The 23,800-nt window shown below is 74.0% G+C and carries 20 protein-coding genes; 11 read left to right on the forward strand and 9 right to left on the reverse strand.

The window, feature by feature from the left end; translation table 11 throughout:
• The first annotated feature begins 2 nt into the window (after positions 1-2).
• The 3 genes from OG310_RS21095 to OG310_RS21105 all read left to right on the forward strand — a co-directional run bounded on the left by OG310_RS21095 (position 3) and on the right by OG310_RS21105 (position 2,807).
• A complete protein-coding gene (locus OG310_RS21095; protein WP_329457429.1) occupies positions 3-734 on the forward strand; it encodes a GntR family transcriptional regulator in 732 nt (243 codons plus the stop codon).
• 169 nt (positions 735-903) lie between these two features.
• A complete protein-coding gene (locus OG310_RS21100) occupies positions 904-1,749 on the forward strand; it encodes an alpha/beta fold hydrolase (RefSeq protein WP_329457430.1) in 846 nt (281 codons plus the stop codon).
• Positions 1,746-2,807, forward strand: a complete 1,062-nt coding sequence (locus tag OG310_RS21105) for an amidohydrolase family protein (RefSeq protein ID WP_329457431.1) — start codon at positions 1,746-1,748, stop codon at positions 2,805-2,807. The genes OG310_RS21100 and OG310_RS21105 overlap by 4 nt, the downstream gene beginning before the upstream one ends.
• A 268-nt stretch (positions 2,808-3,075) precedes the next feature.
• On the opposite strand, the gene OG310_RS21110 is transcribed toward OG310_RS21105, so the two are convergent.
• The 3 genes from OG310_RS21110 to OG310_RS21120 all read right to left on the reverse strand — a co-directional run bounded on the left by OG310_RS21110 (position 3,076) and on the right by OG310_RS21120 (position 6,286).
• Positions 3,076-4,155, reverse strand: coding sequence for a GntR family transcriptional regulator (locus OG310_RS21110; protein ID WP_329457432.1), 1,080 nt, complete (start codon positions 4,153-4,155; stop codon positions 3,076-3,078).
• 105 nt (positions 4,156-4,260) lie between these two features.
• The gene (locus OG310_RS21115; RefSeq protein ID WP_329457433.1) at positions 4,261-4,587 is read right to left on the reverse strand and encodes a YrdB family protein; all 327 of its coding nucleotides are present in this window, start codon (positions 4,585-4,587) and stop codon (positions 4,261-4,263) included.
• 205 nt (positions 4,588-4,792) lie between these two features.
• Entirely contained in the window at positions 4,793-6,286 is a 1,494-nt protein-coding gene (locus tag OG310_RS21120) for a CoA transferase (protein WP_329457434.1), read from the reverse strand.
• Between the two features lie 570 nt (positions 6,287-6,856).
• On the opposite strand from OG310_RS21120, the gene OG310_RS21125 reads away from it, so the two are divergent.
• Positions 6,857-7,753, forward strand: a complete 897-nt coding sequence (locus tag OG310_RS21125) for a GNAT family N-acetyltransferase (RefSeq protein ID WP_329457435.1) — start codon at positions 6,857-6,859, stop codon at positions 7,751-7,753.
• A 74-nt stretch (positions 7,754-7,827) separates the two neighbouring features.
• Here OG310_RS21125 and OG310_RS21130 read toward each other — a convergent pair whose 3' ends face one another.
• The gene (locus tag OG310_RS21130) at positions 7,828-8,679 is read right to left on the reverse strand and encodes a DMT family transporter (protein ID WP_329457436.1); all 852 of its coding nucleotides are present in this window, start codon (positions 8,677-8,679) and stop codon (positions 7,828-7,830) included.
• A gap of 465 nt (positions 8,680-9,144) precedes the next feature.
• On the reverse strand, positions 9,145-10,830 hold the full coding sequence (locus OG310_RS21135) for a penicillin-binding transpeptidase domain-containing protein (protein ID WP_329457437.1): 1,686 nt from the start codon (positions 10,828-10,830) through the stop codon (positions 9,145-9,147).
• A gap of 243 nt (positions 10,831-11,073) precedes the next feature.
• Between OG310_RS21135 and OG310_RS21140 the strand changes: the two genes are divergently transcribed.
• Positions 11,074-11,700, forward strand: a complete 627-nt coding sequence (locus OG310_RS21140; RefSeq protein ID WP_329457438.1) for an RraA family protein — start codon at positions 11,074-11,076, stop codon at positions 11,698-11,700.
• Positions 11,701-11,707: 7 nt separating this feature from the next.
• Here OG310_RS21140 and OG310_RS21145 read toward each other — a convergent pair whose 3' ends face one another.
• From OG310_RS21145 to OG310_RS21155, 3 genes are all read right to left on the reverse strand, one after another.
• On the reverse strand, positions 11,708-12,094 hold the full coding sequence (locus OG310_RS21145) for a hypothetical protein (protein WP_329457439.1): 387 nt from the start codon (positions 12,092-12,094) through the stop codon (positions 11,708-11,710).
• Positions 12,095-12,254: 160 nt separating this feature from the next.
• Positions 12,255-12,590: an SCO4225 family membrane protein gene (locus OG310_RS21150; protein WP_329457440.1), complete on the reverse strand. Its 336-nt coding sequence runs from the start codon at positions 12,588-12,590 to the stop codon at positions 12,255-12,257.
• Positions 12,591-12,897: 307 nt separating this feature from the next.
• Complete coding sequence (locus OG310_RS21155; protein WP_329457441.1) at positions 12,898-14,625, reverse strand: dolichyl-phosphate-mannose--protein mannosyltransferase; 1,728 nt, start codon at positions 14,623-14,625, stop codon at positions 12,898-12,900.
• Positions 14,626-14,933: 308 nt separating this feature from the next.
• Here OG310_RS21155 and rsmI point away from each other — a divergent pair, with 308 nt between their 5' ends.
• The 5 genes from rsmI to OG310_RS21180 all read left to right on the forward strand — a co-directional run bounded on the left by rsmI (position 14,934) and on the right by OG310_RS21180 (position 19,578).
• Positions 14,934-15,776 (forward strand): 16S rRNA (cytidine(1402)-2'-O)-methyltransferase, encoded by an 843-nt coding sequence (gene rsmI, locus OG310_RS21160; RefSeq protein WP_329460295.1) that lies wholly within the window; start codon positions 14,934-14,936, stop codon positions 15,774-15,776.
• Positions 15,777-16,010: 234 nt separating this feature from the next.
• Complete coding sequence (locus OG310_RS21165) at positions 16,011-16,532, forward strand: hypothetical protein (RefSeq protein ID WP_329457442.1); 522 nt, start codon at positions 16,011-16,013, stop codon at positions 16,530-16,532.
• A gap of 212 nt (positions 16,533-16,744) precedes the next feature.
• Positions 16,745-17,572 (forward strand): TatD family hydrolase, encoded by an 828-nt coding sequence (locus OG310_RS21170; RefSeq protein ID WP_329457443.1) that lies wholly within the window; start codon positions 16,745-16,747, stop codon positions 17,570-17,572.
• 9 nt (positions 17,573-17,581) lie between these two features.
• Positions 17,582-18,475 carry a 16S rRNA (adenine(1518)-N(6)/adenine(1519)-N(6))-dimethyltransferase RsmA gene (gene rsmA, locus OG310_RS21175; RefSeq protein WP_329457444.1) on the forward strand — a complete coding sequence of 298 codons (894 nt, stop codon included), beginning with the start codon at positions 17,582-17,584 and terminating at the stop codon, positions 18,473-18,475.
• Between the two features lie 116 nt (positions 18,476-18,591).
• Complete coding sequence (locus OG310_RS21180; RefSeq protein ID WP_329460296.1) at positions 18,592-19,578, forward strand: 4-(cytidine 5'-diphospho)-2-C-methyl-D-erythritol kinase; 987 nt, start codon at positions 18,592-18,594, stop codon at positions 19,576-19,578.
• A gap of 121 nt (positions 19,579-19,699) precedes the next feature.
• Here OG310_RS21180 and OG310_RS21185 read toward each other — a convergent pair whose 3' ends face one another.
• Entirely contained in the window at positions 19,700-21,322 is a 1,623-nt protein-coding gene (locus OG310_RS21185; protein WP_329457445.1) for an MFS transporter, read from the reverse strand.
• A 425-nt stretch (positions 21,323-21,747) separates the two neighbouring features.
• Here OG310_RS21185 and OG310_RS21190 point away from each other — a divergent pair, with 425 nt between their 5' ends.
• The gene (locus OG310_RS21190; protein ID WP_329457446.1) at positions 21,748-23,571 is read left to right on the forward strand and encodes an ABC-F family ATP-binding cassette domain-containing protein; all 1,824 of its coding nucleotides are present in this window, start codon (positions 21,748-21,750) and stop codon (positions 23,569-23,571) included.
• Positions 23,572-23,800 lie beyond the last annotated feature (229 nt).

Genomic DNA, 23,800 nt, shown 5'->3' on the forward strand with positions numbered 1-23,800 from the left:
CGGTGCCGATCCGTCCCGCCTACCCGACCATCGGGGACACCGCGAGGCGGGACGAGCTGACCCGGATGCTCAACCGGGGCATCTCGGGGGCCGGCATCGCCGACGAGATAGCCGTCGCCGTCGCGGCGGAGATCATCGAGGGCAGGCTCTCGCCCGGGGACGACCTCAACTCGGTCGAACTGGCACGGACGTTCAACAGCAGCAGGACGCCGGTCAGGGAAGCGCTGCTGGTGCTGGAGCGCGAGGGCTTCGTGCAGATCACGGCGCGCCGCCGGCCCCGGGTGGCGCGGCTGCTGCTCAGCGAGGTGCGGGAGCTGTACAACCTGCGCGCCGAGCTGTACGCGGTGGTCAGCCACTCCGTGTGCCGTCTCGGCACTGCGGAGGACCTGGAGCTGTTGCGCGGCCAACAGCTCGCCCTGGAGGCGGCCGCGGCGGCGGACGACGTGGACCGGTACTTCTGGGTCAACGTCCAGTACCGCAACACGGAGGCGGCCATCGCGCGGGACACCACCCTGCGCCGGATCCTGGACACGCTCGGGCTGCGGGCCCTCCAGCTGCGCCACCTCAGCCTGTCGCAGCCCGGCCGGCTCGGCCCCTCCGTTGAGGACCACGCGCGGCTGCTGCGCGCCTACGAGGACCGGGACGCCGACCTGGCGTCCGCGCTCACGCAGTCGCTGGTGCGCGGCGGTTTCGCCGCCATAGAACGTTCGGGCTGGACGGGCGAGGAGCAGTGATCGCGCCGCACCCGGGAGCGCGGCCGGGCGCGGGCCCACGCCGTCGCCGTACGCCGCCCGTGAAGCGGCCCGCGCACAGGATCCACAGGACCGCCGAGTCCGGCCACCGCGCGACCACCGAGGCCGCGCACCGGGCCCGGCACACCCCGCACCACGCAGGAGGAGACCGATGACCGCAGCCGGCACGGCAGTCGAGGGTGAGGCACTCACCCGCGACGGCGTCAGCCTGTCGTACACGCACACCCCCGGGCCCGACGGCGCCCCGCGCGTCGTCTTCGTGCACAGCCTGGCCCTCGACCGGTCCCTGTGGTCGGGCGTGACGCGGCAACTGGCCGGGCGCGCCGAGACGCTGGTGTACGACTGCCGGGGACACGGCCGCTCCGGGCGGCCCGAAGGCCCCTACAGCACCGCCCAGTTCGCGGACGACCTGGCCGACCTGCTGGACCACCTCGGCTGGCGGGACACCGTCGTCGCGGGCTGCTCGATGGGCGGCTGCGTGGCGCAGGAGTTCTCGGCACGCCACCGGGACCGTACGCGCGGGGCGCTGTTCGTCGACACCACGGCCTGGTACGGGCCCACGGCGGTCGCCGACTGGGCGGAGCGCGCCGCGAAGGCCCGGCGGGACGGACTCGCGGCACTCATCCCCTTCCAGCTCACCCGCTGGTTCGGGGACGCGTTCCGCGCGGCCCGCCCCGGCCTGATGGAGCAGCTGAGCGGGATCTTCACCGCCAACGACCTCCACGCGTACGAGGCGACGTGCGCGATGCTCGGCGCCGCGGACCTGCGGGACTCGGCGGACCGTGTCCCCCACCCGGTCGCGGTGCTCGTCGGCGAGGACGACACGGCGACACCGCCCGCGATGGCCCGCCAACTCGCGGCGCTCGTCGGGGACGGCCCGGCGACGGTCGTGCCCGGCACCCGGCACCTCACCCCGCTGGAGAACCCGGACGTGGTCGTCGCCGCACTCGGCCGGCTCACGGGGCGCGTACCCACCGGCCACGGAGGCGCCTCATGAGCGTCGTCGACGTCCACGCGCACCATGTCGGCGCGCACGCGGTGGAACGCATCCGGGAGGAGGGCGGCGCGCACGGCGTCCGGCTGGTCACCCGCGAGAGCGGTGCCGGCGGACCGGTCACCCGCGTCGAGGTCGGCGGCCGGCCGAGCGGGCTGCCGCTGATCCCGCCGCTGAGCGACGTACGGGCCCGTCTGTCCTGGATGGCGGCGGCCGGTGTCGACGTGCAGCTCGTCGCGCCCTGGATGGACCTCGCCGGGTACGAACTGCCGCCCGCGGACGGACTCTGGCTCGCGCGGGTGCAGAACGACTCGGCCGCCTCCCTGCGCGCCGCGCACCCCGACCGGTTCCGGGTCGCCGCCGCCGTGCCGCTCCAGGCGCCGGACCTCGCGGCCGCCGAACTGCGCCGCGCCGTTACCGAACTGGGCCACGAGGCCGTGCAGATCGGCGCGCGGGTGGGCGAACTCGGCCTGGACGACCCCTCGCTCGCCCCGTTCTGGCGCGCGGCGGAGGACCTGGACGTACCGGTGATCGTGCACCCGGCGGAGCTGGATGTCCCCGAACGCATGCGGAGGCTGTTCCTGCACATCCTGGTCGGCAACCCGGCGGAGACCACCTTCGCCGCGGCGGCCCTGCTGCTGGGCGGGGTGCTGGAGGACCACCCCCGGCTGCGCGTCCTCCTCGTGCACGGCGGCGGCTTCGTGCCGTACCAGATGGGCCGCCTGGACCGGGGCTTCACCGCGGCCCCGCCGGCCGCCCGCGCGAAGGGCACACTGAGCCCCCGGCAGCTGGCCGGCCGGCTGTACTTCGACACGGTCCTGCACGACGGCGACGCGCTTCGCCACCTCCTGGACTTCGCCGGGCCCGGCCGGGTGGTCCTCGGCAGCGACTACCCGTTCCCGATGCGCGTGGACCATCCGCTGGCGGCGCTGGACGCACTCAAGCAGGAGGACGGGGACCGCGCGCGGCTTCTCGGCGCGACGGACCTCTTCGGCGTCCGGACGGACGTCCCCGCCCACCGGAGGGGCCGGCCCGACCGTCCGACGGCCCTGCCCGGCTGACCGTCAGGCCCGCCCGGCGACGCGGCGGGGCGGGTGCGATGACCGTGGGGGCGGGCTTGACGACGACCGGCCTGACGACGACCGGCTTGACGACGACCGGCTTGACGACGACCGGCCTGACGACGACCGGCCTGACGACGACCGGGAGGAGCCGTTTCGGCGACACGAGAGCCAGGGGCGGGACGTGAGGGCAGGGGCGTGAGGCAGGGGTGCGGGGTACGCCGGAGCCCCGCGGGGCGGGGCGGGCGGCCGGGCGATCCCGTGCCGCTCAGTCGGAGAAGCCGTTCCAGCCCGATCCCTCCAGGGCAGCGAGGCCCCTGCGCACGATCGAGCGGGTGAGCGCGGCGGCGAGGTCCGCCTCCCGGTCCACGTACGCCTTCAGCAGGCGCCGGTGGTCGCCGACGGACGTCTCCACGCGGCCCGGCAGGGACAGGCTGAGATGGCGCAGCTGGAGTGTCCTGATGCCGACCGAGTCGAGGACACCGCGCACGGTCTCGTTGGCCGCGAGCCGCGCCTCCGTGTTGCGGAAGCCGACGACGAGCCAGAAGTACCGCTCCAGGTCACCGTCGGCCGCGGCGGACTCCAGGTCGGCCTGGGCCGTGCGCAGCGCGTCGAGCGGCCCGTCCGCGCAGTGCCGCACGATGCGCCTGCTGACCAGGCCGTACAGCTCGGCCCTGAGTTCGTAGATCTCCCTGACCTCGGCGATCCCCAGCCTGCGCACGCGCGGGCGCTTGCGGGCCGCGATCTCCACCAGTCCCTCGCGCTCCAGGACCGCCAGGGCCTCCCTGACCGGGGTGCGGCTGCTGTGGAAACGGCGGGCCAGATCAACGGAGTTGAGGTCGTCACCCGGCCGCAGTCCGCCCTCGATGATGGCGGCACCGAGCGATACGACGATCCGTGAGCCGACGCTGCCCAGGTCCTCCGCCCGGCCGAGGACGCGCAGGATCTCGCGCTCGCCCGCGCTCAGTCCCGGCCGGTCGAGCAGCGCCCGGGTCCGTACGACCTCCGCGCGCTCCGTACCGACCTGCCCGGTCCCGGCTGCGGCCTCGGCTGTGGCCCCGGTCTCAGCCGCTGCTCCCGGCCCGCTCTCAGCGGCTGTTCCCGGCCCGGCCTCGGCCGCCGCTCCCGCTCGGGCCCCTACCTCGTCTCCCGCCCCGACCCCGACCCCTACCTCGTCTCCCGCCCCGACCCCGACCCCGGCTCCCGCTCGGGCGCCGACCTCGGGCCTGGATCCCGCTCGGGCCGCGGGGCCGGTGCGCGCCGCTCCCGCCGCGGTCCGCCGGGCGGATGTCCCCGTGTCGCCCGCAGGGGACACCTCGTTCGCGCCGCCCGTCCCCTCGCCCGTCACGCTGCCACCACCGCTCGCCGTCCGCTCTCGTCGTGGCTCACCACACAACCACACTCGGCCACCGGCGGAGCTCTCGCGGGGGCCTTGACCGGTGGCGGTGGGGAGCTAGGCGGCGGGCCCGGCCGTGGGGTTGCGGCCGGCCTGGGCGAGGCCGGTGTTCACCAGCACCACCACGCCCAGCACGATCGCCCACACCGGATGACCCACGGGCCACAGCGCGACCGCGCCGGCGCCCAGGATCACGGCCTTCACCACCAGGACAGCGGCGAGCGGCAGCGTGAACCGGGCCCGTGGCGCCGCGAAGAGGCCCCACACCACCACGGCCGCCAGCGGCGTCACAACGGCGAGCAGCACCCCGCCCTCGTGCAGCCCCCACCAGCACAGCGCGGCGAAGGCGGCCAACTCCACGAGGAAGGCCGCCGATTCGTTCACGATGAACCACGCCGGCCGACCGCTCCAGTCCGGCACGCGCGGCCCCGCACTGCCGCTCCCACCCCCGGTACCGGCCTCGGCCCTGGTAGCGGAGGCGGGATCGCCACCGCCCCCGTCTGCCCGGCGGCCGTCCCCGTGCACGGGTCCGCCCGTTCCCCCAGCCGTATCACTCATGCGACGACCGTATCCAAGGACGCCGTGTGTCTCACAGCCAGTTCGGGGTGTCCGAGCCCCAGGGGGTGGCCAGGTGACGCCAGTCGGTGGGCGCGCCCTCGTAGTGCAGCGGCGGCAGCGCGTGGCGCACCCCGTGCTCCGGGGAGGGTGCCTCCGTGACGTACTGGTCGGATGCGTACGGGGGGCCGGGCAGCGGGTCGGGCGCGATGCCGTGCAGGAGCCACTGCGCGGTGCCGGCGAGGGACAGGCGTACACGCGCGCCGGTGCCCGTCGTGCCCCGGGTGGTCAGGCATCGCAGGACGGCGGCGGCGAGCAGGTAACCGGTGCCGTGGTCGAGCGCCTGCGCGGGCAGCACCCCCGGCGTTCCGTCGTCGGCGGCCTCCGTCGCCGCGATGCCGGTGCCGGCCTGGACGAGGCTGTCGAAGCCGCGGCGTGCGGTCCAGGGCCCCACGTCCGACCAGCCCCATGCGCACAGTTGCGCCACGACGAGGCCGGGACGGCGTGTGCGTACGTCCTGCGCGGACAGCCCGAGCCGGTCGAGCGCGCCGGGCCGGTAGCCGGTGACGAGGACGTCGGCGGTGTCGAGGAGATCGTCGAAGGTCGCGCGGTCGGCGGTGGCGGCGAGGTCGAGCAGGGTGGACCGCTTGCCCATGCCGGTGTCGGCGTGCGCGTCGGGGGTCTCCGGCAGACGCGGGGAGTCGACGCGCAAGACGTCGGCGCCGAGCAGGGCGAGGGTGCGCGTGGCGACGGGTCCGGCGATGACCCGGGTCAGGTCGAGGACGCGGACGCCCTGCGCGGGCAGCACGGCGGGCGGCAGCGGCCGGGCGCCGCCGCTGCCCGGGTCCGCGTTCCGGCCGCCCGTGCTCTGCCCGTACTCGATCTCCACGAGCGGCAGGGTCCGCGACACCGGTGCGGGGGCAACGCGTACGGCGAGCCCGCCGCCGGCGTAGACCGCTTCCTGGATCTCCTCGGCGGGCTGCCCGGCGAGGACGTTCGCGACGCGCGCCACGAGCTTGTCGTCGTCGCCGATGTCCTCCACGCCGAGTGCGCGCAGCAGCCGGGCGCGGTGGTGGGGGTAGTTCGCGTGGGTGCGGACCCAGCCGTCGGCGGCGGGCCAGAAGCGGGACAGGGGCGCGAAGGTGGACGGGTGCCGTCCGTCGATCCGCAGATGGCGCTCGCTGACGAACGCGGTGGCGACAGCGCCCTCCTTGACCACCACCGCGGGCGGCTGCGCGTCGCCGCGCCGGGCCGCGAGCAGTTCCGCGGCGGCGAGGGAGGCCGCGCCGACGGTGGCGCGGGCCAGTTCACGTACGGGCAGCCGGGACGGCAGCACACCGTCCGCGCCCTCGTAGGAGACCAGGTCCAGCAGCTCGGGGGGCCCGCCGAGGGCCTGCCAGGCGGTGGCGGTCGCGGCATCGGGCCCGCCCCCGCTCTCGGCCCTGGCCCCGGTGCCGGCACCGGTGGCGCGGGCGGCGGAATCGTTCGCGGAGTCGGTGGCGGCGTCGGGATCGGGCGTCACGTTCATGCGGTCATTGTCGGCGTCCGAGCCCGCGACGGGGTGGACGCGGCCTTTCAGGGGTGTCCGATCGCCATCGGACCTCAGGCACCGGTCCTGACATGTTCCATGGGGGACCCCGGGGGGCCGGTGGCGGCGCGGGCCACCGGCGGGCCGTCGGCCGTGCGGGCGCGGAATTTCGGTTGTGGGCCGGGGCGCCCGGCACTACGGTCGCCCGCGGACGGACGGGCGGATCGCGCCCTGTCCGGCACTCCGAGGAGGTGTACGGCTGATGCGTACGAGTGGCTCCCTGACGCGCGCCCGTCATGACACCGTCCGTTCCACCTCATCGGACTCACCGGAGCCGTCGTGCAGTTGCCGTCCTCGTCCTCTCCCTCCCCGGACCCGTCTTTGACCTCGCCCCCGGACCTGCCCCCGGACGGGTCGTCGGACCGTTCCCCCGGCCTGCCGCCGGACGTGTCCCCGGAGCCGACTCCGTGCCCGCCGTCCGCGGACCCGTCTGCGCGCCCGTCCGCGGACCCGTCCCCGGAGCCGGCCCCTGACCCGTCCCGCGCTGCAGGGCCGAGCGGCCCGTCGGCCGTGGCGTCGTCCGTCCCGCCCCTCCGCGTCACCCCGCTGATCGATCCGTCTCCCGGCCCCTCCTCCCGCAGGCTCGTCTGGCTCGCGGCGGACGGCGACGACCATCCCGTCGGGTCCGCCGCGCTGCGGCTGTCCCTGAGGCGTGGCCAGGACCACCTGGGCGAGGCCGATATCCGGGTACACCCCGCAGAGCGCGGGCGCGGTGTCGGCGGCCGGCTGCTGGACGCCGTCGTCCTCGCCGCGCGGGAGGAGCACCGGCGGACGCTCACCACGCAGGTGACCGCGGGTTCGCCCGGCGAGCGGTTCCTGACCGCGCGCGGCTTCCGGGCGGCACTCGTCCTGATCCACGCGCGGCTCGCGCTCGCGGACGTCGATCCCGCCGCGCTCGCCCGGTCCGTCGAACGGCCGCACCCGGGCTACCGGTTGATGTCCTGGGACGGTCTCGTGCCCGACGCTCTCGCCGGAACGTTCGCCCGCTCCCGCCGCGCCATGGACGACATGCCCATGGGGGACACCGACTACGGCCGGGGGGTGTGGGACGTCGAACGGGTGCGGGCCGCTGCGCGGACCGTCGAGCGGAACGGCGGGCTGCTGCACACCGTCGCGGCGGTCGACACCCGCGACGGGTCGATCGTCGCCTTCACCGAGCTCGTCGTACCCGGTGACGGGACCGGTGACGCCCAGCACTACGGCACCGGCGTCGTGCGCGAGCACCGTGGCCACAGCCTCGGACACTGGATCAAGTCCGCGTCGGTGCTGCACGCCCGCGAGCACCACCCCGCCCTCGGCGGACTGCTCACGGACACGGCCGACACCAACCCGTACATGCGCCGCGTCAACGACGCGCTGGGGTACGTACCGACGCACCGCTCGGTGATCTGCCGCCTGGACGTGTGACGCGGCGCCGGACCGGGAGCCGCGACGAGCGTTCACGGTCCGGTCCGCCCCGCCCGCGCGACCGGACCGGCTCGTCAGCTCGCGTGCAGCATCAGCCCGATGCCCGCCACCATCAGTCCGGCCGCGGCGAGCCGTGGCGTGCCGAAGCGCTCCTTGAAGAACACCGTGCCGATCCCCGCGCCCACGATGATCGACGACTCGCGCAGGGCGGCGACCGGCGCCAGGTCGGCGCGCGTCTGGGCCCACAGGACGAGACCGTAGGCGACCAGTGACAGGGCCGCGCCGAGCAGGCCGACCGCCGCCTTGGGCCGCAGCTCCGAAAGGAGCCGGCCGCGCCGCGCGTACACCGCGTACGCGGGGATCATCAGCCCCTCCAGGATCATCAGCCACGCCAGGTAGCCGAGCGGCGTGCCGGACTTCCGTACGCCCACGCCGTCCACGACCGTGTACGCGGCGATGGACAGGCCGGTCGCCAGGGCCGCGACGATCGCGTTCCCGCGCGGCGTGCGGCCCTGGCCGCGGATGCCCCACAGCGCGACGCCCAGCAGTCCGGCCGAGGACGCGACGACGCCGGCCGCCTGCCAGCCGTCCAGCGACTCGTGCAGGAACACCGCCGCTATCACCGTCACGACCAGGGGGGCCGTGCCCCGCGCGATCGGATACGTCTGGCCGAAGTCGCCGAGGCTGAACGACCGCATCAGCAGCAGCTGGTAGCCCACGTGCAGCAGCGCGGAGGTCAGGAGGTACGGCCACGCGCCCGCGTGCGGCGGCGCCGCGATCGGGAGCAGCAGGGCGCCGATGGCCGCGCCCCCGCCGCTGATCAGGGTGAACGCGACCAGTTTGTCGCTGAGGTTGTGCGCGATGGCGTTCCAGGTGGCGTGGGTGACCGCCGCGACGAGGACCGCGAGCGCGACCAGCGGGGTCACGAGGCAGGGCGGGGGCCGAGGCCCACCGGGGTCGTACCGCGGTGTGCGGGGGAGGATGGCGCGCGGTGGCTCATGCTGGCACGGTAGGTGCCGGGCTTCAGGAGCGTCGAGTGTGTTTCACCTGACGCCCGCGCTCCCGACGGCCCCGGGCCCCGCGCTCCGGACCCCCGCCCCGTGTTCCTGAGGGCCCCGGGTGCCGCCCGCGCTGAGCCCTGCGTACCACCGGCCACCGAACCGGCGATCGAACCGGCCACCGAACCGACCCCGAACCGACCGAGGACTGCCCCCGAACCGACCCCGAACCGACCGAGAACTGCCCCTGAACCGTTGCCGAACCGACCCGCGACCGACCCGGACCGTTCGCCGAACCGCCCCCGCCGGCGCCGCGCACCGGCACCCGGTGGCACCCGGAGGCCCGCGACGGCACCCGGCCCGGACCGTCGGCCGCCGGTCGCCGCCGTCCCGTCAGTCCGCCGCCAGCACCGAGGCCACCAAGGGGCCCGCCGCGTCGGCCCCGTGGCCGCCGGCGTCCACGACGGCGGTCGCCGCGCAGTCGTTCTGGAAGGCGGTGAACCAGCTGTTGGAGACCGCCTGCCCGTCGACCTCGGCCGAGCCCGTCTTCGCGCCCTTGTCGCCGCCGAGGCCCGCCATGGCGTGCGCCGCCGTGCCGCTCACCGCCGTCGTCCGCATCATGCCGACGATGGACTGCGCCACGGATGCCGGCAACCGGCGCTGCGCGGAGGCGATCTGGCGGTGGTCGAAGGACTGCGGCACGAGGACCGGCTGGTGGAAGGCCCCGGCCTTGACGGTGGCGGTGACGGACGCCATGTCGAGCGCGTTCATCTGGACGGTGCCCTGGCCGATGTACTCGGCCGCGGCCTCGCCGCCGGTCTCGGCGGGCACCTTGCCGTCGAAGGACACGACGCCGGTCTTCCAGTTGTTGTTGCCGATGTCGAACACCTCGCCGGCCTCCTTGTTCAGGCCCGCGTCGTCCTTGGTGTCGTCGATCATCTTGATGAACGCGGTGTTGCAGGACTGCGCGAACGCGTCGCGCATGGTGGAGCCCTGCTTGAGGGAGAAGTTGTCCTCGTTGTGGAACGTGCGCCCGTAGTAGGTGACCGTCGGCGGGCACTCCATCGGCCCGTCGGGCGTGACGAGGCCCTTCTCCATCAGCAGCGCCGATGTCACGATCTTCATGGTCGAACCGGGTGCCTGGGCGCCCTGGAGTGCCGCGTCGAAGTCGTCCCCGCGGTTGTTGGCGACGGCGAGGATGTCGCCGCTGCTCGGCCGGACGGCGACGACCGACGCGTTGGTGTACTTCTTCACCGCGCTCTCCGCGGCCGCCTGTACGCGTGCGTCGATCGTCGTGGGCACCTTGCCCACGTGCCCCTTGGACAGCGTCAGCAGCACCTTCGGGCTGGTGCCGGTGTCCGCGCTGGTGTCTGTGCCGGCGTCGCGTTCCTCGACGCGCAGGGTGATGTCGGGGCTGCCGCCGGCCTGGTCGCCGTACCGCTCCCGCAGGGCGTCCAGGATGGGGCCGAGGGAGGGGTAGTGCCGGGCGTCCAGCTCCTTGCCGTCGCGGTCGACGGCCTCGATGGGCGGGGCGGCGGCCGCGTCCGTGACCAGTGTCGTGGTGGCGGTCAGGTCCGGCTGCACGACGGTCGGCGACCAGTCGATCAGCGGGCGTCCCGTGGTCTGCCCCCGCACCACGGAGAGCTTCGAACTGTACGTCCAGGGCTTCGACTTGCCCCCGTAGGAGACCGTGGCCCGCACGGTGAAGGGCACGGTCGTGCCGGTCGGTGTGCCCGGCGTGATGACGGCCTTCGTGACGTGCGCGGAGCTGTGGAAGTCCTCGAAGTACGGGCCGGCCTCGGTGGGGGCATTGGTCAGCTGCGCGACATCCTCCGAGCCCTCGCCGGAGGCCCACGCGCTGAGGAACTGCTTCGCGGTTTCGCGGACTTCCGCCGCGCTGAGCGGCCCCGTCCGCACCGGTGCGGCGCTTTGTGACGCGGACTGCCCCACCAGCCCCTGGTCGGTGCCGTGTGTGCCGCTGGTCATGCCGTTGTACAGATTCAGTCCGCCCCACGCGGCACCCGCGGCGACGACGGCGAACGCGCCCCCGACCACGCCTATCTTGGCCCCACTGCGCATGGCGCAGCCTCACTCCCCCCGGGTCCCCCCGGATCTTGAACAAGTTCAAAACCCTGTGGACAGCACTCTACGGGGCCACGGGTACACGCGAGTCGGGTGTTGTCGGACTGCGACCACCATCACACCGAACGGCTCACCGCGACCGGCGCTCCGCCGAAGCCACTCCCGTACCATCGCGCACGCGCCGTGCCATTGATCGCGCCCGGCGTGCGCGACCACCCTTGCGAAAGGCGGAAGCAGACCATGAACGACGACGCCACCGGCTTCGACGGCATCCCCACGACGACCCTCGCCGACCTGTTGGGACGGGAGCAGGTCATGGACATCGGCATGCGGCCACTGTGGTCCGGCGGCCCGCGCCTCGCGGGACCCGCGTTCACCGTGCGGTGCCCGCCCGGCGACAACCTCATGCTGCACGCGGCCATCCACCGTGCCGCGCCCGGCTCCGTCATCGTCGTGGAGTCCGGTGACGTCGACCACGCGCTGGCCGGCGGCAACGTGTGTGCCGTCGCGCAGCGCAGGGGCGTGGCCGGGTTCGTCCTGGACGGTGTGATCCGCGACCTGGAGGAGGTCCGCGACGCGGCCTTCCCCGTCTACGCGCGGGGTGTCATCCCCATCCCCGGCACCAAGAAGGCCGTGACCGCGCTCGGCGCCGAAGTCCGCTGCGGCGGCGTGTTCGTGCGGGAGGGGGACATCGTGGTGGCGGACGAGGAGGGCGTCGTGGTCGTACCCGGCGGGCGGGCCGCCGAGGTGCTGCCCGAGGCCGGGCGCACGCTCGCGAAGGAGGCGGCGGAGACGCTCGACGACTGGGAGAAGGCCCACCGCGCGCGCATCGAGAGGATCCTCGCGGACAACGGCTTCGAGGGCTGAGGCGCCCCTACCACCCCGCCGGCCGGTCCGGGTCCAACTCCCAGGTGTGGCGGCCGGGGTGGCCGAGGAACTCGGCGCACGTCCGGGCTCCGTCGTGCCCGGTCACGACGGCGGGGCAGTCGGGGAGGACCTCCACGGCCGCCGGCCGCCCGTCAGGGGGCCAGCGCGTCCACACGGCCCCGCCGTGGGCGCTGCCCGACTCGCGGACGGGCGCGTAGTGGTCGCCCGTGGTGTGTGCTTCGCGGGTGCACGAGAGCAGGCGTTCCACGAGGTGGTCCTCGGGTTCGCCGTACGGGTCCGGGGCCAGGCGCAGGGCCGCCAGGACGAGACGCTCGGGTAACCGTGAGACGGCCCCGCACACGGGTGCGGGCCCGGACGGTAAGGGTGCGGGCATGACTCGACTCCCTTCGGAGGAAGAGGGGCCCTCCCCAGGGGTGTGAGCCAACATCCCTAGGAAGGCCGGGGGGATGTTTCCGGGCATGTGCCGGCGGCGGCGCGTGCCCGTTCCTGTCGGCGTCCGTGCGGGCCGTGGCGCTGGCCCGCGGACCGGCGCCTCACCGCCCGGCGCGTCCGGTCCGGCCGGCCCGGAGGCGGAGTGTGAAGCCGCTGTGGCCGGCCGCGGCGCCGAGCGCGGCGGCCTGCAGGACCGCGCCGACGGCGAGCCCGGCCCAGGGCAGCGGGCCGGGGAGCGCCACGAACAGCAGCGACGTCGGGGCCGTGACCAGGAAGGCCCACACCCCGGAGAGCGTGGCGTCCTGGTGGGTGACGAACAGCAGGTCGCAGGCGACCCAGCACCAGACGCCGGCCACGAGCGCCAGATAGGCGAGCGAGACCGGGTGCAGCAGGGCCCGGCGGAAGGACGTGGTGAAGGAACGCGGACGGGCGGCCATGTCGGGTCTCCTGGATTCCGAGGGGTGTGGCGGTTTCCACGATCCCGCCGCACGGCGTCCGCGGCCTGAGTATCCGTACGCATGTCCGCATCCGCGATCGGACGTGTTCTCCGGGCCCGGCCCCTCACCGGGCCGTGGGGCCGGACGCACCCCGGGTCCGGTGCCCCAGCGGCCGTCCCCGGCCCGTCCCTGGGCCGTCCCTGGGCCGTTCGAGCGGGACGGCGGGCGGCCTGCTGCTACCACCGGGCGCCGGACATGACGGCGGGGGCGCGGCCGTCGGCCGCGCCCCCGCCGTGCCTTCGACCAGCTAGATCCAGGTGTCCAGCCACATCCGGTGCTGCCACGACGCGTACGGGATGGGCGTGCCCGTGTACAGCGGCCAGAAGTAGATGAAGTTCCAGAAGATCAGCAGCACCAGCGCGCCCGCGCTGACCACCCCGATCGTGCGGCGGCGTTCGTCGGAGCCCGGCGGGCCGATGATGGCACCCAGCATCATCGCCACCGCGAGGCACAGGAACGGCGCGAACACGACCGCGTAGAAGTAGAAGATCGTACGGTCCTGGTAGAGGAACCAGGGCGCCCAGCCGGCGGCCACCCCGCAGGCGATCGCGCCCGCGCGCCAGTCGCGGCGGAACAGCCAGCGCCACAGCACGTAGAGAAGTGCGAAGCAGGCCATCCACCACAGCAGCGGAGTGCCGAGGGCCAGGACCTCGCTGGAGCACTTGCCGACGGTGTCGGAGGGGCAGCCGGACTGGCCGGCCGACGGCGACTCGTAGAAGAACGAGATGGGGCGGCCGAGGACGATCCAGCTCCACGGGTTCGACTGGTACGTGTGCCCGCTGTCGAGGTGGATGTTGAACTCGTAGACCTGGTACTCGTAGTGCCACAGGCTGCGCGTCCAGTCCGGCAGCCAGGTGTAGCTGCCGCCGAGGCCCTGGCCCTTCGTACTGGCCCAGTTGCGGTAGTAGCCGTTGCTGGTGAACAGCCACCCGCTCCACGACACCAGGTACGTCGCGAACGCCACCGGGACCGTCGAGACGAAGGTCGCCGCGACGTCCCGCCCCAGCACCGCGGGCCAGGGCCGGGCGGCGCCCGCCGTGCGCCGCGTACCGACGTCCCAGAGCACCGACATCACGGCGAACGCCGCCAGGATGTACAGGCCGTTCCACTTGGTGGCGAACGCCAGGCCGAGGATCACGCCCGCCGCGAGCCGCCAGGGCCGCCAGCCGAAGCGCAGGGTCTCGGCGATACGCGAGTCGGGCCGCAGTACGCCGTCCGCGTCGACCGGCAGCGCCGCGGCCATCCGCGCTCTCGTCCAGTCCCGGTCCAGCACGAGGCAGCCGAACCCGGCGAGGACGAAGAACATCAGCACGGTGTCGAGCAGCGCGGTGCGGCTCATCACGTAGTGCAGGCCGTCGGTCGTCAGCAGTGCGCCCGCGAGGCAGCCGAGGAAGGTGGAGCGGAAGATCCGCCGGCCGATCCGGCACAGGATCAGGATCGACAGCGTCCCGCAGACGGCCACCATGAACCGCCAGCCGAAGGGGTTGAACCCGAACAGCCACTCGCCGAAACCGATGACCCACTTGCCGACCGGCGGGTGCACGACGTAGCCGGGGTCGTGCGGCACCGGCACCGAGGACGGGTCGAGAAGGATCTTCTTGTCGACGTCCTTCGGCCAGTTGCCCTCGTACCCCTGGTGCCACAGGGCCCAGGCGTCCTTGGCGTAGTAGGTCTCGTCGAATATGACCGCCTTGGGGCTGCCGAGGTGCCAGAACCGCATCACCCCGGCGATCAGCGTGATGATCAGCGGGCCGCCCCACCCGGACCACCGGGTCAGCAGCCGGGCGGTGGCCTGCGGGACGCGCAGCACCTCCCACAGGTGCTCGGACAGCCGGGTGTACGGCGGTACGAGCCGGTCGCGCAGGCTGGTCGTCTGCCGGGGCACATGACCGAAACGGCGCAGCCGCCCGGGCCACGTGGGCGGCGTGTCTTCGGCGTCGGGCCCCTGGAGGGCTTCGGGCGCAGTACTGGTCACCGCGCCATCGTAGGGAACGTATCCGTGAGGCTGGGAGGATGGCTGCTGTGAATGCGAACCAGCCACCCGAGACCCAGCCCGTTGATATGTCCGTCACACCGTCCGGGCAGGCCGTGCCCGACGCCCGTGACGCCGGGATCGAGGGCGCGGGGAGCGACGACGACGGGTACGGGAGCACCGGGACCGGAAGCGACGCGTACGCCGGCGACGGGCACGGGCACGGGCACGAGAACGACGCGTACGGGAGCGAGGCGTACGAGGACGCGGGGCGGGCCCGTGACGCCCGCGACGGCGGGGCCGGCGTCCTCGTGCTCGCCGGGACGCCCATCGGGGACGTCGGCGACGCTCCGCCCCGGCTCTCCGCCGAGCTGGCGCGCGCGGATGTGATCGCCGCGGAGGACACCCGGCGGCTGCGCCGTCTCACCCAGGCCCTCGGCGTCCACCCGGGCGGCCGGGTCCTGTCGTACTTCGAGGGCAACGAGTCGGCCCGTACGCCGGAGCTCGCGGACGCGCTCGCCGGGGGAGCCCGGGTGCTGCTGGTCACAGACGCGGGGATGCCGTCCGTCTCGGACCCCGGCTACCGGCTGGTCGCGGCGGCCGTCGAACGCGGCATCCGGGTCACGGCCGTGCCGGGGCCGTCGGCCGTGCTGACGGCGCTCGCGCTGTCCGGGCTGCCGGTGGACCGGTTCTGCTTCGAGGGGTTCCCGCCGCGCAAGGCGGGCGAGCGGCTGGCCCGGCTGCGCGAGAACGCGGAGGAGCGGCGCACCCTCGTCTACTTCGAGGCGCCGCACCGGCTGGACGACACGCTCGCGGCGATGGCCGAGGCGTTCGGCACGGACCGCAGGGCGGCCGTCTGCCGCGAGCTGACGAAGACGTACGAGGAGGTCAAGCGGGGCCCGCTCGGTGAGCTGGCCGCGTGGGCGGCGCAGGGGGTGCGGGGCGAGATCACCATTGTCGTCGAGGGCGCGTCCGACACCGGTGGCGCCGAGCTGGACGACGAGGAACTGGTCGGCAGGGTCCGGGTCCGTGAGGACGCGGGCGAGCGCCGCAAGGAGGCCATCGCGGCGGTCGCCGCGGAGGCGGGACTGCCGAAGCGGCGGGTGTTCGACGCGGTGGTGGCGGCGAAGAACGCGGCGCGCGGCGGGGCGTGAGGGTGGCGCCCGGGGGCGCGACGGGGCGCCCTTGCGGCGCGGGACGGGCGTGAACGTGACCGGCGTCACCCGTAATCGGGCCGGTACGTAAAGAGTCTTTACATCAAGGTAAAACGCATACCGGGTCGAAGGGCGAACGGGCCTCGGAATTCCCAAAAGCTCGCCATTTAACGCTTGGCCGCGGTGCCTTTCATACCTCCGGGTAGTGAACTGGAGGAGTGGAAAGGAGACGGTATGAATGAGCGTGTGGGTACCGTCGCAGCCCATGAGGCGTATGCCTTTGCCTGCATGAGGTGCGGGCACGGCTGGGAGCAGTCGTTCGACATCGAACACCACGTCGACGACAAGAGGGGCGCTTTTGTTGTGTACAAGTGTGACGGGCGGACCGTCCCGTCGCCGCTGACCAGTCCGAGCTGCCCGACGTGCGAGGGGCATGTCGTGCGGATCATGCGGTCGGGTCAGGTGTCCGGCTACCGGGAGCTGACCCGGTCCTACGGTACGGGCGTCCTGGCGGGGCAGCCCGAGGGCGCGCAGCCGCTGCGTGAGGCGGCGCAGGCCGCGCGCACCGAGCAGGCGCCGCAGGGGGCGGCGGCCGGCGCGGGCGTCCTGCCCCCGTTCGACGCGGCAGCCGAGGCCCCCGACCACGTCGCCGAACCCTGGCATCCGCACCTGCCGCATCCGCATCTGCCGGAGTTCCTGCGGCACCTGCTCCATCACGAGGAGACAGGAGCGCCGCGCGGCCCGGGGGCCCGGTGAGGGCCTGGCACGCCGTGACACGCGAGCACCGGTGACCCGGTCGCGGTGGGGCGCGGGTCGCGGGCCGGTTCCCGGTCGGCCGTGAGCCGTGTGAGCTGTCAGCCGTGAGGCGTGAGCCCGGACACGGGGAAGGCGGAGGGGGCACGTGGCGGGCGGAGGGGAGCGGTGGCCGGGCCCGCCGGTGGACGGGCCGGTGCTCGTAGGATCGCGCCATGAGTTCGAACGAGACGCCGCCACCGCTGCCCGTCCCCCTCCGGGTGCCGGTGGCGGATTCGCACACCCACCTGGACATGCAGCACGGCACGGTCGAGGAGGGCCTGGCCAGGGCCGCTTCCGTCGGCGTGACCACCGTCGTGCAGGTGGGATGCGACCTCGAAGGCTCGCGCTGGGCGGCGCGTACGGCGGCCGAGTTCGACGCGGTGCACGCGGCTGTCGCCCTCCACCCCAACGAGGCGCCCCGCCTCGCGGCGGCCGGCGAACTGGACGACGCGCTGGCGGAGATCGCCGCGCTCGCCGCCCTTCCGCAGGTGAAGGGTGTCGGCGAGAGCGGCCTCGACTACTTCAGGACCGGTCCTGAGGGCCGCGAGGCGCAGGAGCGCTCGTTCCGTGCGCACATCGAGATCGCGAAGCGGCAGGGAAAGGCGCTGGTGATCCACGACCGGGACGCGCACGCGGACGTGCTGCGGATTCTTGAGGAGGAGGGGGCGCCCGAGCGGACGGTGTTCCACTGTTATTCCGGTGATGCGGAAATGGCGAAAGTATGTGCTGACGCCGGCTACTACATGTCCTTTGCGGGCACCGTCACATTCAAGAACGCTCAGCCGTTGCGGGATGCGCTCACAGTAGCGCCGGAAGAACTCATTCTTGTCGAAACGGATGCGCCTTTTCTCACGCCGGCGCCCTTCCGTGGCCGGCCGAATGCCCCGTACCTGATTCCGGTGACCCTGCGTGCGATGGCGGAGGTGCGGGGGACCGACGAAGACGCGTTCGCGGCGGCCCTGGCGGCGAACACGGCACGGGCCTTCGGATACGCCCTTTAGGCTTGACCGGTGAGTACCACTGAGCCCGCCGGGGCCGCACCGTCCGGCCCCGACTCCCTTCTCGGCCCCGGCGACGTGCGGGAGCTCGCGGCGCGCCTCGGCGTACGCCCGACCAAGCAGCGCGGCCAGAACTTCGTCATCGACGCCAACACCGTCCGCAGAATCGTCCGTACGGCCGGGGTCCGGTCCGACGATGTGGTCGTGGAGATCGGCCCCGGGCTCGGATCGCTGACGCTGGGGCTGCTGGAGAGTGCCGACCGGGTCGTCGCCGTCGAGATCGACGACGTGCTCGCGGGCGCGCTCCCGGACACGGTCGCGGCGCGGCTGCCCCAGCGGGCCGACCGGTTCGCGCTGGTGCACTCCGACGCGATGGACGTCACGGAACTGCCGGGCCCCCCGCCCACCGCGCTCGTCGCGAACCTCCCGTACAACGTGGCCGTCCCCGTCCTGCTGCACATGCTGGAGCACTTCCCGAGCATCGAGCGGACCCTCGTCATGGTGCAGGCGGAGGTCGCGGACCGGCTGGCCGCGGCGCCCGGTTCGCGGGTGTACGGCGTGCCGTCGGTCAAGGCGGCCTGGTACGCGGAGGTGAAGCGGGCGGGCTCCATCGGCCGGAACGTGTTCTGGCCCGCGCCGAACGTCGACTCGGGGCTCGTCTCACTCGTGCGCAGGGACGCGCCGCCGAAGACGACGGCGAGCCGCAAGGAGGTCTTCGCGGCGGTCGACGCGGCATTCGCCCAGCGCCGCAAGACCCTGCGCGCCGCACTCGCCGGCTGGGCGGGTTCCGCCCCGGCGGCGGAGGCCGCGCTCGTCGCGGCGGGGGTGTCGCCGCAGGCGCGGGGCGAGTCGCTGACGGTGGCGGAGTTCGCGCGGATCGCCGAGTGCAGGGGAGCGGGCGCGTGAACGGATCCGTGAACGGGCCGGGGCATACGAGGGGAGCCGGTGACGAGGGCGCCCGGGTGACCGGCGCGCCGGTCGGTGACGTAGGGGCGGGGGAAGTGGTGGAGGGACGGGAGCGGATGCGGGAACAGGTGCGGGTGCGGGTGCCCGCGAAGGTGAACGCGCAGCTCGCCGTCGGCGGCGCGCGCCCCGACGGTTTCCACGACCTGGCGAACGTGTTCCTCGCCGTCGGCCTGTACGACGAGGTGACCGTCGCGCCGGGCCCGGTGGGTGAGGGCCCCGTCATCACCTGCACGGGACCCGACGCCGCGCAGGTGCCCCTCGACGCGACGAACCTCGCCGCGCGCGCTGCCCTCGCCCTGGCCGCGCGGCACGGCCTCGCCGCCGACGTACGCATCCACATCGCGAAGGACATCCCCGTCGCGGGCGGCATGGCGGGCGGCAGCGCGGACGGCGCGGGCGCCCTGCTGGCGTGCGACACGCTGTGGGGACTCGGCACCCCCCGCGACGAACTCCTCGCGATCTGCGCGGACCTCGGCAGCGACGTCCCGTTCAGCCTGCTCGGCGGGGCGGCCCTGGGCACCGGACGGGGCGAGCGGCTGACCGCGCTGCCCGTCGGCGGCACGTTCCACTGGGTGTTCGCCGTCGCCGAGGAAGGGCTGTCGACGCCCCGGGTCTTCCAGGAGTTCGACCGGCTGAGCGCCGGTACGCGGATCCCGGCGCCCACCGCGGACCCGGCGCTGCTCGCCGCACTGCGCGACGGTGACGCGCCCGCGCTGGCGAAGACGCTCGCCAACGACCTCCAGCGGGCGGCGCTGACCCTGCGCCCGTCCCTGCGCCGGACGCTGGACACCGGAACGGAAGCGGGCGCGCTGGCCGCGCTCGTCTCCGGCTCCGGCCCGACGACAGCGTTCCTGACACGGGACGCGCCCGCCGCCCACCGGGTGGCCGAGGCGCTCCGCACGTCGGGCACCTGCCGCACGGCCCGAGTGGCCGCGAGCCCGGCCCTGGGCGCGGTCGTCCTGTCCGACGACACGGCGGGGCCCGGTCCGGCCGATGCCGGGGCCGAGCGGTCCGCTGTGATGGACGGGCCGCTCCCGGCCTAGGGCAGCCGCTCCGGGACGACGGCGCGTTCCGGGCCGATGGGACTCCCGGCCTGGGGCCGCTCCGGGCCGACGGGCCGTTCCCACCCGGGCCCGGGATGTCCCGCACGGCCCGCCGGGCGCGTCACGGCTGTGCCGTGGCCGGCCGTGGGGGCAGCGTCTCGTCCGCCGTCGCGACACTCTCACCGGGGTGGCCGCCGCGCAGGGCCAGGACCGTGAGCAGGCAGGACAGCAGCGCCGCCGACCCGCACACGGAGAAGCCGATGGCGTAGCCGTGGCCAAGTGCCTGGACCGCGAGGGCCGCGGCGTGGCCGGGCGGACTCGCGGGCGGCACCGAGTTGACGGCCAGCGGGCCGCCCTCCGCTGCCACCTGGCCCGCCGCCGTCTTCACGGACCCGGGCAGGGACGAACCGGCCAGCGCGGCGCTGAAGGCCGTGCCCGCCCGGCCGAGGGCGACCGCGCCGATCACCGCGGGACCCAGCGTGAAGCCGAAGTCGCGCAGCAGGCTCGTCGTGGCACTGGCCATCCCCGCGAGGTGCACGGGCACGGTGTTGACCGCCGTCGCGGTGATCGACGACACCGCGAACGAGAAGCCCACGCCCACCAGTCCGAGCGGCACGATCAGCGACGGCAGCGCCGTGTCCCCCACGGGCAGGGTCGCGGCCAGGTAGTCGCCCGCCGCCATCAGGGCGAAGCCGCCGGACAGCACCCAGCGCGGTGCGACCCGCGCCAGCAGACGGGCCGTGAGCGGCGTGAGGAAGATCGTGACGCCGTTGAGCATCAGGAACGCGATCGCGGTGCGCATCGGGCTCTGGTGCTGGATCGGGCCGAGCCGGATGCTCGTCGTGTAGCAGGTCCCGAGGAAGCTGAACATGCCGATGACGGCGACCACCGACGCCACCGCGAAACCCCGGTTCGCGAACAGGTCGAGCCGCAGCAGCGGGGACGCGGCCCGCCGCTCCACCACGACGAACAGCACCAGGCACACGGCCGCGATCACGAACGCGGCCACCACACCGAACGAGTCCCAGCCGTCCGTGGGCGCCTGGATCACGCCGTACAGCAGCGCGAACAGGCCGATGCCGATGGTGACCTGGCCACCTATGTCCAGCGAACGTCCCTCCGGAGCACTGGAGTTGTCCGCGAGCCACCCACTGGCCAGCGCGCTGAGCGCGGCCAGCACCGCCACGACGGCGAACGCCCACCGCCAGGACCCGTAGGTGCCGGTGATCCCGCCGAGCAGCGGCGCGAGGAACCCGCCGGTCGACAGTAGCGCGGCCCAGATCGCGATGACCTTCGCCCGCTGGTCGTGCGTGCGGGTCCCGGCGGCGAGCATCGCGAGCGACGTCGGGAACAGCGCCGCCGCGCCCAGGCCGGCCAGCGCCTGGCCGATCCACAGGACGTGGACGCCGCTCGCCGCCGCCGCGACCGCCTCGCCGAGTGCCATCAGCCCGGCACCCGCGACGAGCAGCCGCTTGCGCCCGAACAGGTCGCCGAGCACGCCGAAGGTGAGTTCCAGGACTGCCACCGGGAGCAGGAACGCGTCGGATATCCAGGTCAGCTGGGATCCGACGGGGTGCAGGTCCGACTGGAAGAGGCCGTTGAGGGTGGCGGGGGTGGCGATCCCGATCTGGGCGAGGCAGACGGCGAAGCATCCGGCCACCACAGTGCCGACGGCGAGGCCCGAGGGGGCGCGGGGGCCGGGGGCGCGCTGTTCGGGGATGCCGTTCACTGCTGGTTTCCGCATGGCTCTGGCGCCTTCCTCGAAGGAGAGGGACGGTGGAGCGAGGCTCCGCGCGCGTGTGCGTAGGGGGAACGGCTGTGCGCGGGATGGCCGCGCGGTCAGAAACGTAGGCGCGCGTCCGGGGCGGGGCAAGGGTGCGGACGCGATCACTCCGCCCGCCCTCCGATGTCCCGTCCGACGCCCCCGAGCTCCCCGCACCGATGCCGTAGCTGCCCCGTCCCGCGCCCCGCGCCCGCGGGGCACGGTGCCCGGTCCCGCGCCCCCGCGCTCGTGGGGCAGCGGTGTCCCGGACCCGGTTCGCGCCCGCCGGCGGACGCCCGCCGGTCCGGCGCGGCCCCGCGGCAGGCGGGCGGGCGTGGACGCGCCACGGGCACCCTCCGCGGGGCGACTACGCTGGGACGCTGATCCATCCCCTTGTCAGGAGTGAAATGGCCGTCAATCTGGTCAATGTCGAGTCGGTCACCAAGGTGTACGGAACCCGTGCGCTGCTCGACGGTGTCTCCCTCGGCGTCTCCGAGGGAGACCGGATCGGTGTCGTCGGCCGCAACGGCGACGGCAAGACCACCCTCATCCGGCTGCTGACCAAGCTGGAGGAGGCCGACACCGGCCGCGTCACCCACAGCGGCGGTCTCCGGCTCGGCGTGCTCACCCAGCACGATTCCCTCGACCCGTCCGCCACGGTCCGGCACGAGGTCATCGGCGACCTCGCCGACCACGAGTGGGCGGGCAACGCCAAGATCCGCGACGTCCTGACCGGCCTCTTCGGCGGCCTCGACCTGGCCGGCTTCCCGCAGGGCCTCGACACGGTGATCGCCCCCTTGTCCGGCGGCGAGCGCCGGCGTATCGCCCTCGCGAAGCTCCTCATCGGCGAGCCCGACCTGATCGTCCTCGACGAGCCGACGAACCACCTCGACGTCGAGGGCATCTCCTGGCTCGCGGGCCACCTGCGGGCGCGCCGTTCCGCACTCGTCTGCGTCACCCACGACCGGTGGTTCCTCGACCAGGTGTGCACGCGCATGTGGGACGTGCAGCGCGGTGACGTCTTCGAGTACGAGGGCGGTTACACCGACTACGTCTTCGCCCGCGCGGAGCGGGAGCGCATCGCCGCGACCGAGGAGGTCAAGCGGCAGAACCTGGTGCGCAAGGAACTGGCCTGGCTGCGCCGCGGCGCCCCCGCCCGGACGTCCAAGCCCCGCTTCCGGATCGAGGCGGCCAACGATCTGATCGCCGACGTCCCGCCGCCCCGCGACACCTCCGCGCTGATGCGCTTCGCCGCGACGCGCCTCGGCAGGACCGTGTTCGACCTGGAGGACGTGACGGTCCAGGCAGGCCCGAAGACCCTGCTCACACACCTGACGTGGCAGCTCGGCCCGGGCGACCGGATCGGCCTCGTCGGCGTCAACGGCGCGGGCAAGACCTCCCTGCTGCGTGCCCTCGCGGACTCGGCCAGCAGCGACGGCGACGTCCAGCCGGCCGCCGGTACGGTCAAGACGGGCCGGACCGTGCGGCTCGCGTACCTGTCCCAGGACGTGGCCGAACTGCCGCCGGCGCTGCGGGTCCTGGAGGCCGTGCAGCAGGTACGGGAGCGGGTCGACCTCGGCACCGGCCGGGAACTGACCGCGGGCCAGCTGTGCGAGCAGTTCGGCTTCTCCAAGGAGAAGCAGTGGACACCGGTCGGCGACCTGTCCGGTGGTGAGCGCCGCCGCCTGCAGATCCTGCGGCTGCTGATGGACGAGCCCAACGTCCTCTTCCTCGACGAGCCGACGAACGACCTCGACATCGAGACCCTGACGCAGCTGGAGGACCTCCTCGATGGCTGGCCCGGCACACTCGTCGTCATCTCGCACGACCGGTTCTTCGTGGAGCGGACCACGGACCAGGTGATGGCGCTGCTCGGCGACATGACGCTGCGGATGCTGCCGCGCGGGATCGACGAGTACCTGGAGCGCCGCCACGCCATGGAGGAGACGCGCGTCGCCGAGCGGACCCCCCTCGCCGGGCCCGACAGCGCGGCCAGGTCGGCGGCGGCGGTCTCCGCGAAGGACAGCCGCGCCGCGAAGAAGGAACTGCAGCGTGTGGAGCGGCAGCTGGACAAGGTCTCGACGCGTGAGACCACGCTGCATCAGCAGATCGCGGACAGCGCGACGGACTTCGGGAAGGTCGCGAAGCTCGACGCGGAGCTGCGTGAACTGATCGGCGAACGCGAGGTGTTGGAGACCCGCTGGCTGGAGCTGGCGGAGGACGCCCAGTAACACGCCGCCGGCAGGGGCTGTTGGTCCCCGCGGCGAGCGCCGCGCGGAGGCCCGCGTCGCCGCGCCCGTCCCCCGTCTGGACCGCGCTCGTCCCCGGCCGCCCGAATGGTGCTCGCCCCCGGTGCCACCTGCACCGAGGCAACGGCGGCCGGGGCCGTCGGAGCCGGCCGCTCGGGCTGCGGGTGTGCCGGCCTTCCCCGGCCAGCGGGTGCGCCGGCACTTCCCTCGG

The sequence above is a fragment of the Streptomyces sp. NBC_01497 genome, assembly GCF_036250695.1.
In the GTDB taxonomy this organism is placed as follows: Bacteria; Actinomycetota; Actinomycetes; order Streptomycetales; family Streptomycetaceae; genus Streptomyces.

Excerpts from the sequence above, each read along its gene's own strand:
- OG310_RS21100 (WP_329457430.1), top strand. The coding sequence starts at position 904 with ATGACCGCAGCCGGCACGGCAGTCGAGGGTGAGGCACTCACCCGCGAC.
- OG310_RS21105 (WP_329457431.1), top strand. The coding sequence starts at position 1,746 with ATGAGCGTCGTCGACGTCCACGCGCACCATGTCGGCGCGCACGCGGTG.
- OG310_RS21120 (WP_329457434.1), bottom strand. The coding sequence starts at position 6,286 with ATGAACGTGACGCCCGATCCCGACGCCGCCACCGACTCCGCGAACGAT.
- OG310_RS21135 (WP_329457437.1), bottom strand. The coding sequence starts at position 10,830 with ATGCGCAGTGGGGCCAAGATAGGCGTGGTCGGGGGCGCGTTCGCCGTC.
- OG310_RS21140 (WP_329457438.1), top strand. The coding sequence starts at position 11,074 with ATGAACGACGACGCCACCGGCTTCGACGGCATCCCCACGACGACCCTC.
- OG310_RS21145 (WP_329457439.1), bottom strand. The coding sequence starts at position 12,094 with ATGCCCGCACCCTTACCGTCCGGGCCCGCACCCGTGTGCGGGGCCGTC.
- OG310_RS21150 (WP_329457440.1), bottom strand. The coding sequence starts at position 12,590 with ATGGCCGCCCGTCCGCGTTCCTTCACCACGTCCTTCCGCCGGGCCCTG.
- OG310_RS21165 (WP_329457442.1), top strand. The coding sequence starts at position 16,011 with ATGAATGAGCGTGTGGGTACCGTCGCAGCCCATGAGGCGTATGCCTTT.
- OG310_RS21170 (WP_329457443.1), top strand. The coding sequence starts at position 16,745 with ATGAGTTCGAACGAGACGCCGCCACCGCTGCCCGTCCCCCTCCGGGTG.
- OG310_RS21180 (WP_329460296.1), top strand. The coding sequence starts at position 18,592 with ATGCGGGAACAGGTGCGGGTGCGGGTGCCCGCGAAGGTGAACGCGCAG.
- OG310_RS21185 (WP_329457445.1), bottom strand. The coding sequence starts at position 21,322 with ATGCGGAAACCAGCAGTGAACGGCATCCCCGAACAGCGCGCCCCCGGC.
- OG310_RS21190 (WP_329457446.1), top strand. The coding sequence starts at position 21,748 with ATGGCCGTCAATCTGGTCAATGTCGAGTCGGTCACCAAGGTGTACGGA.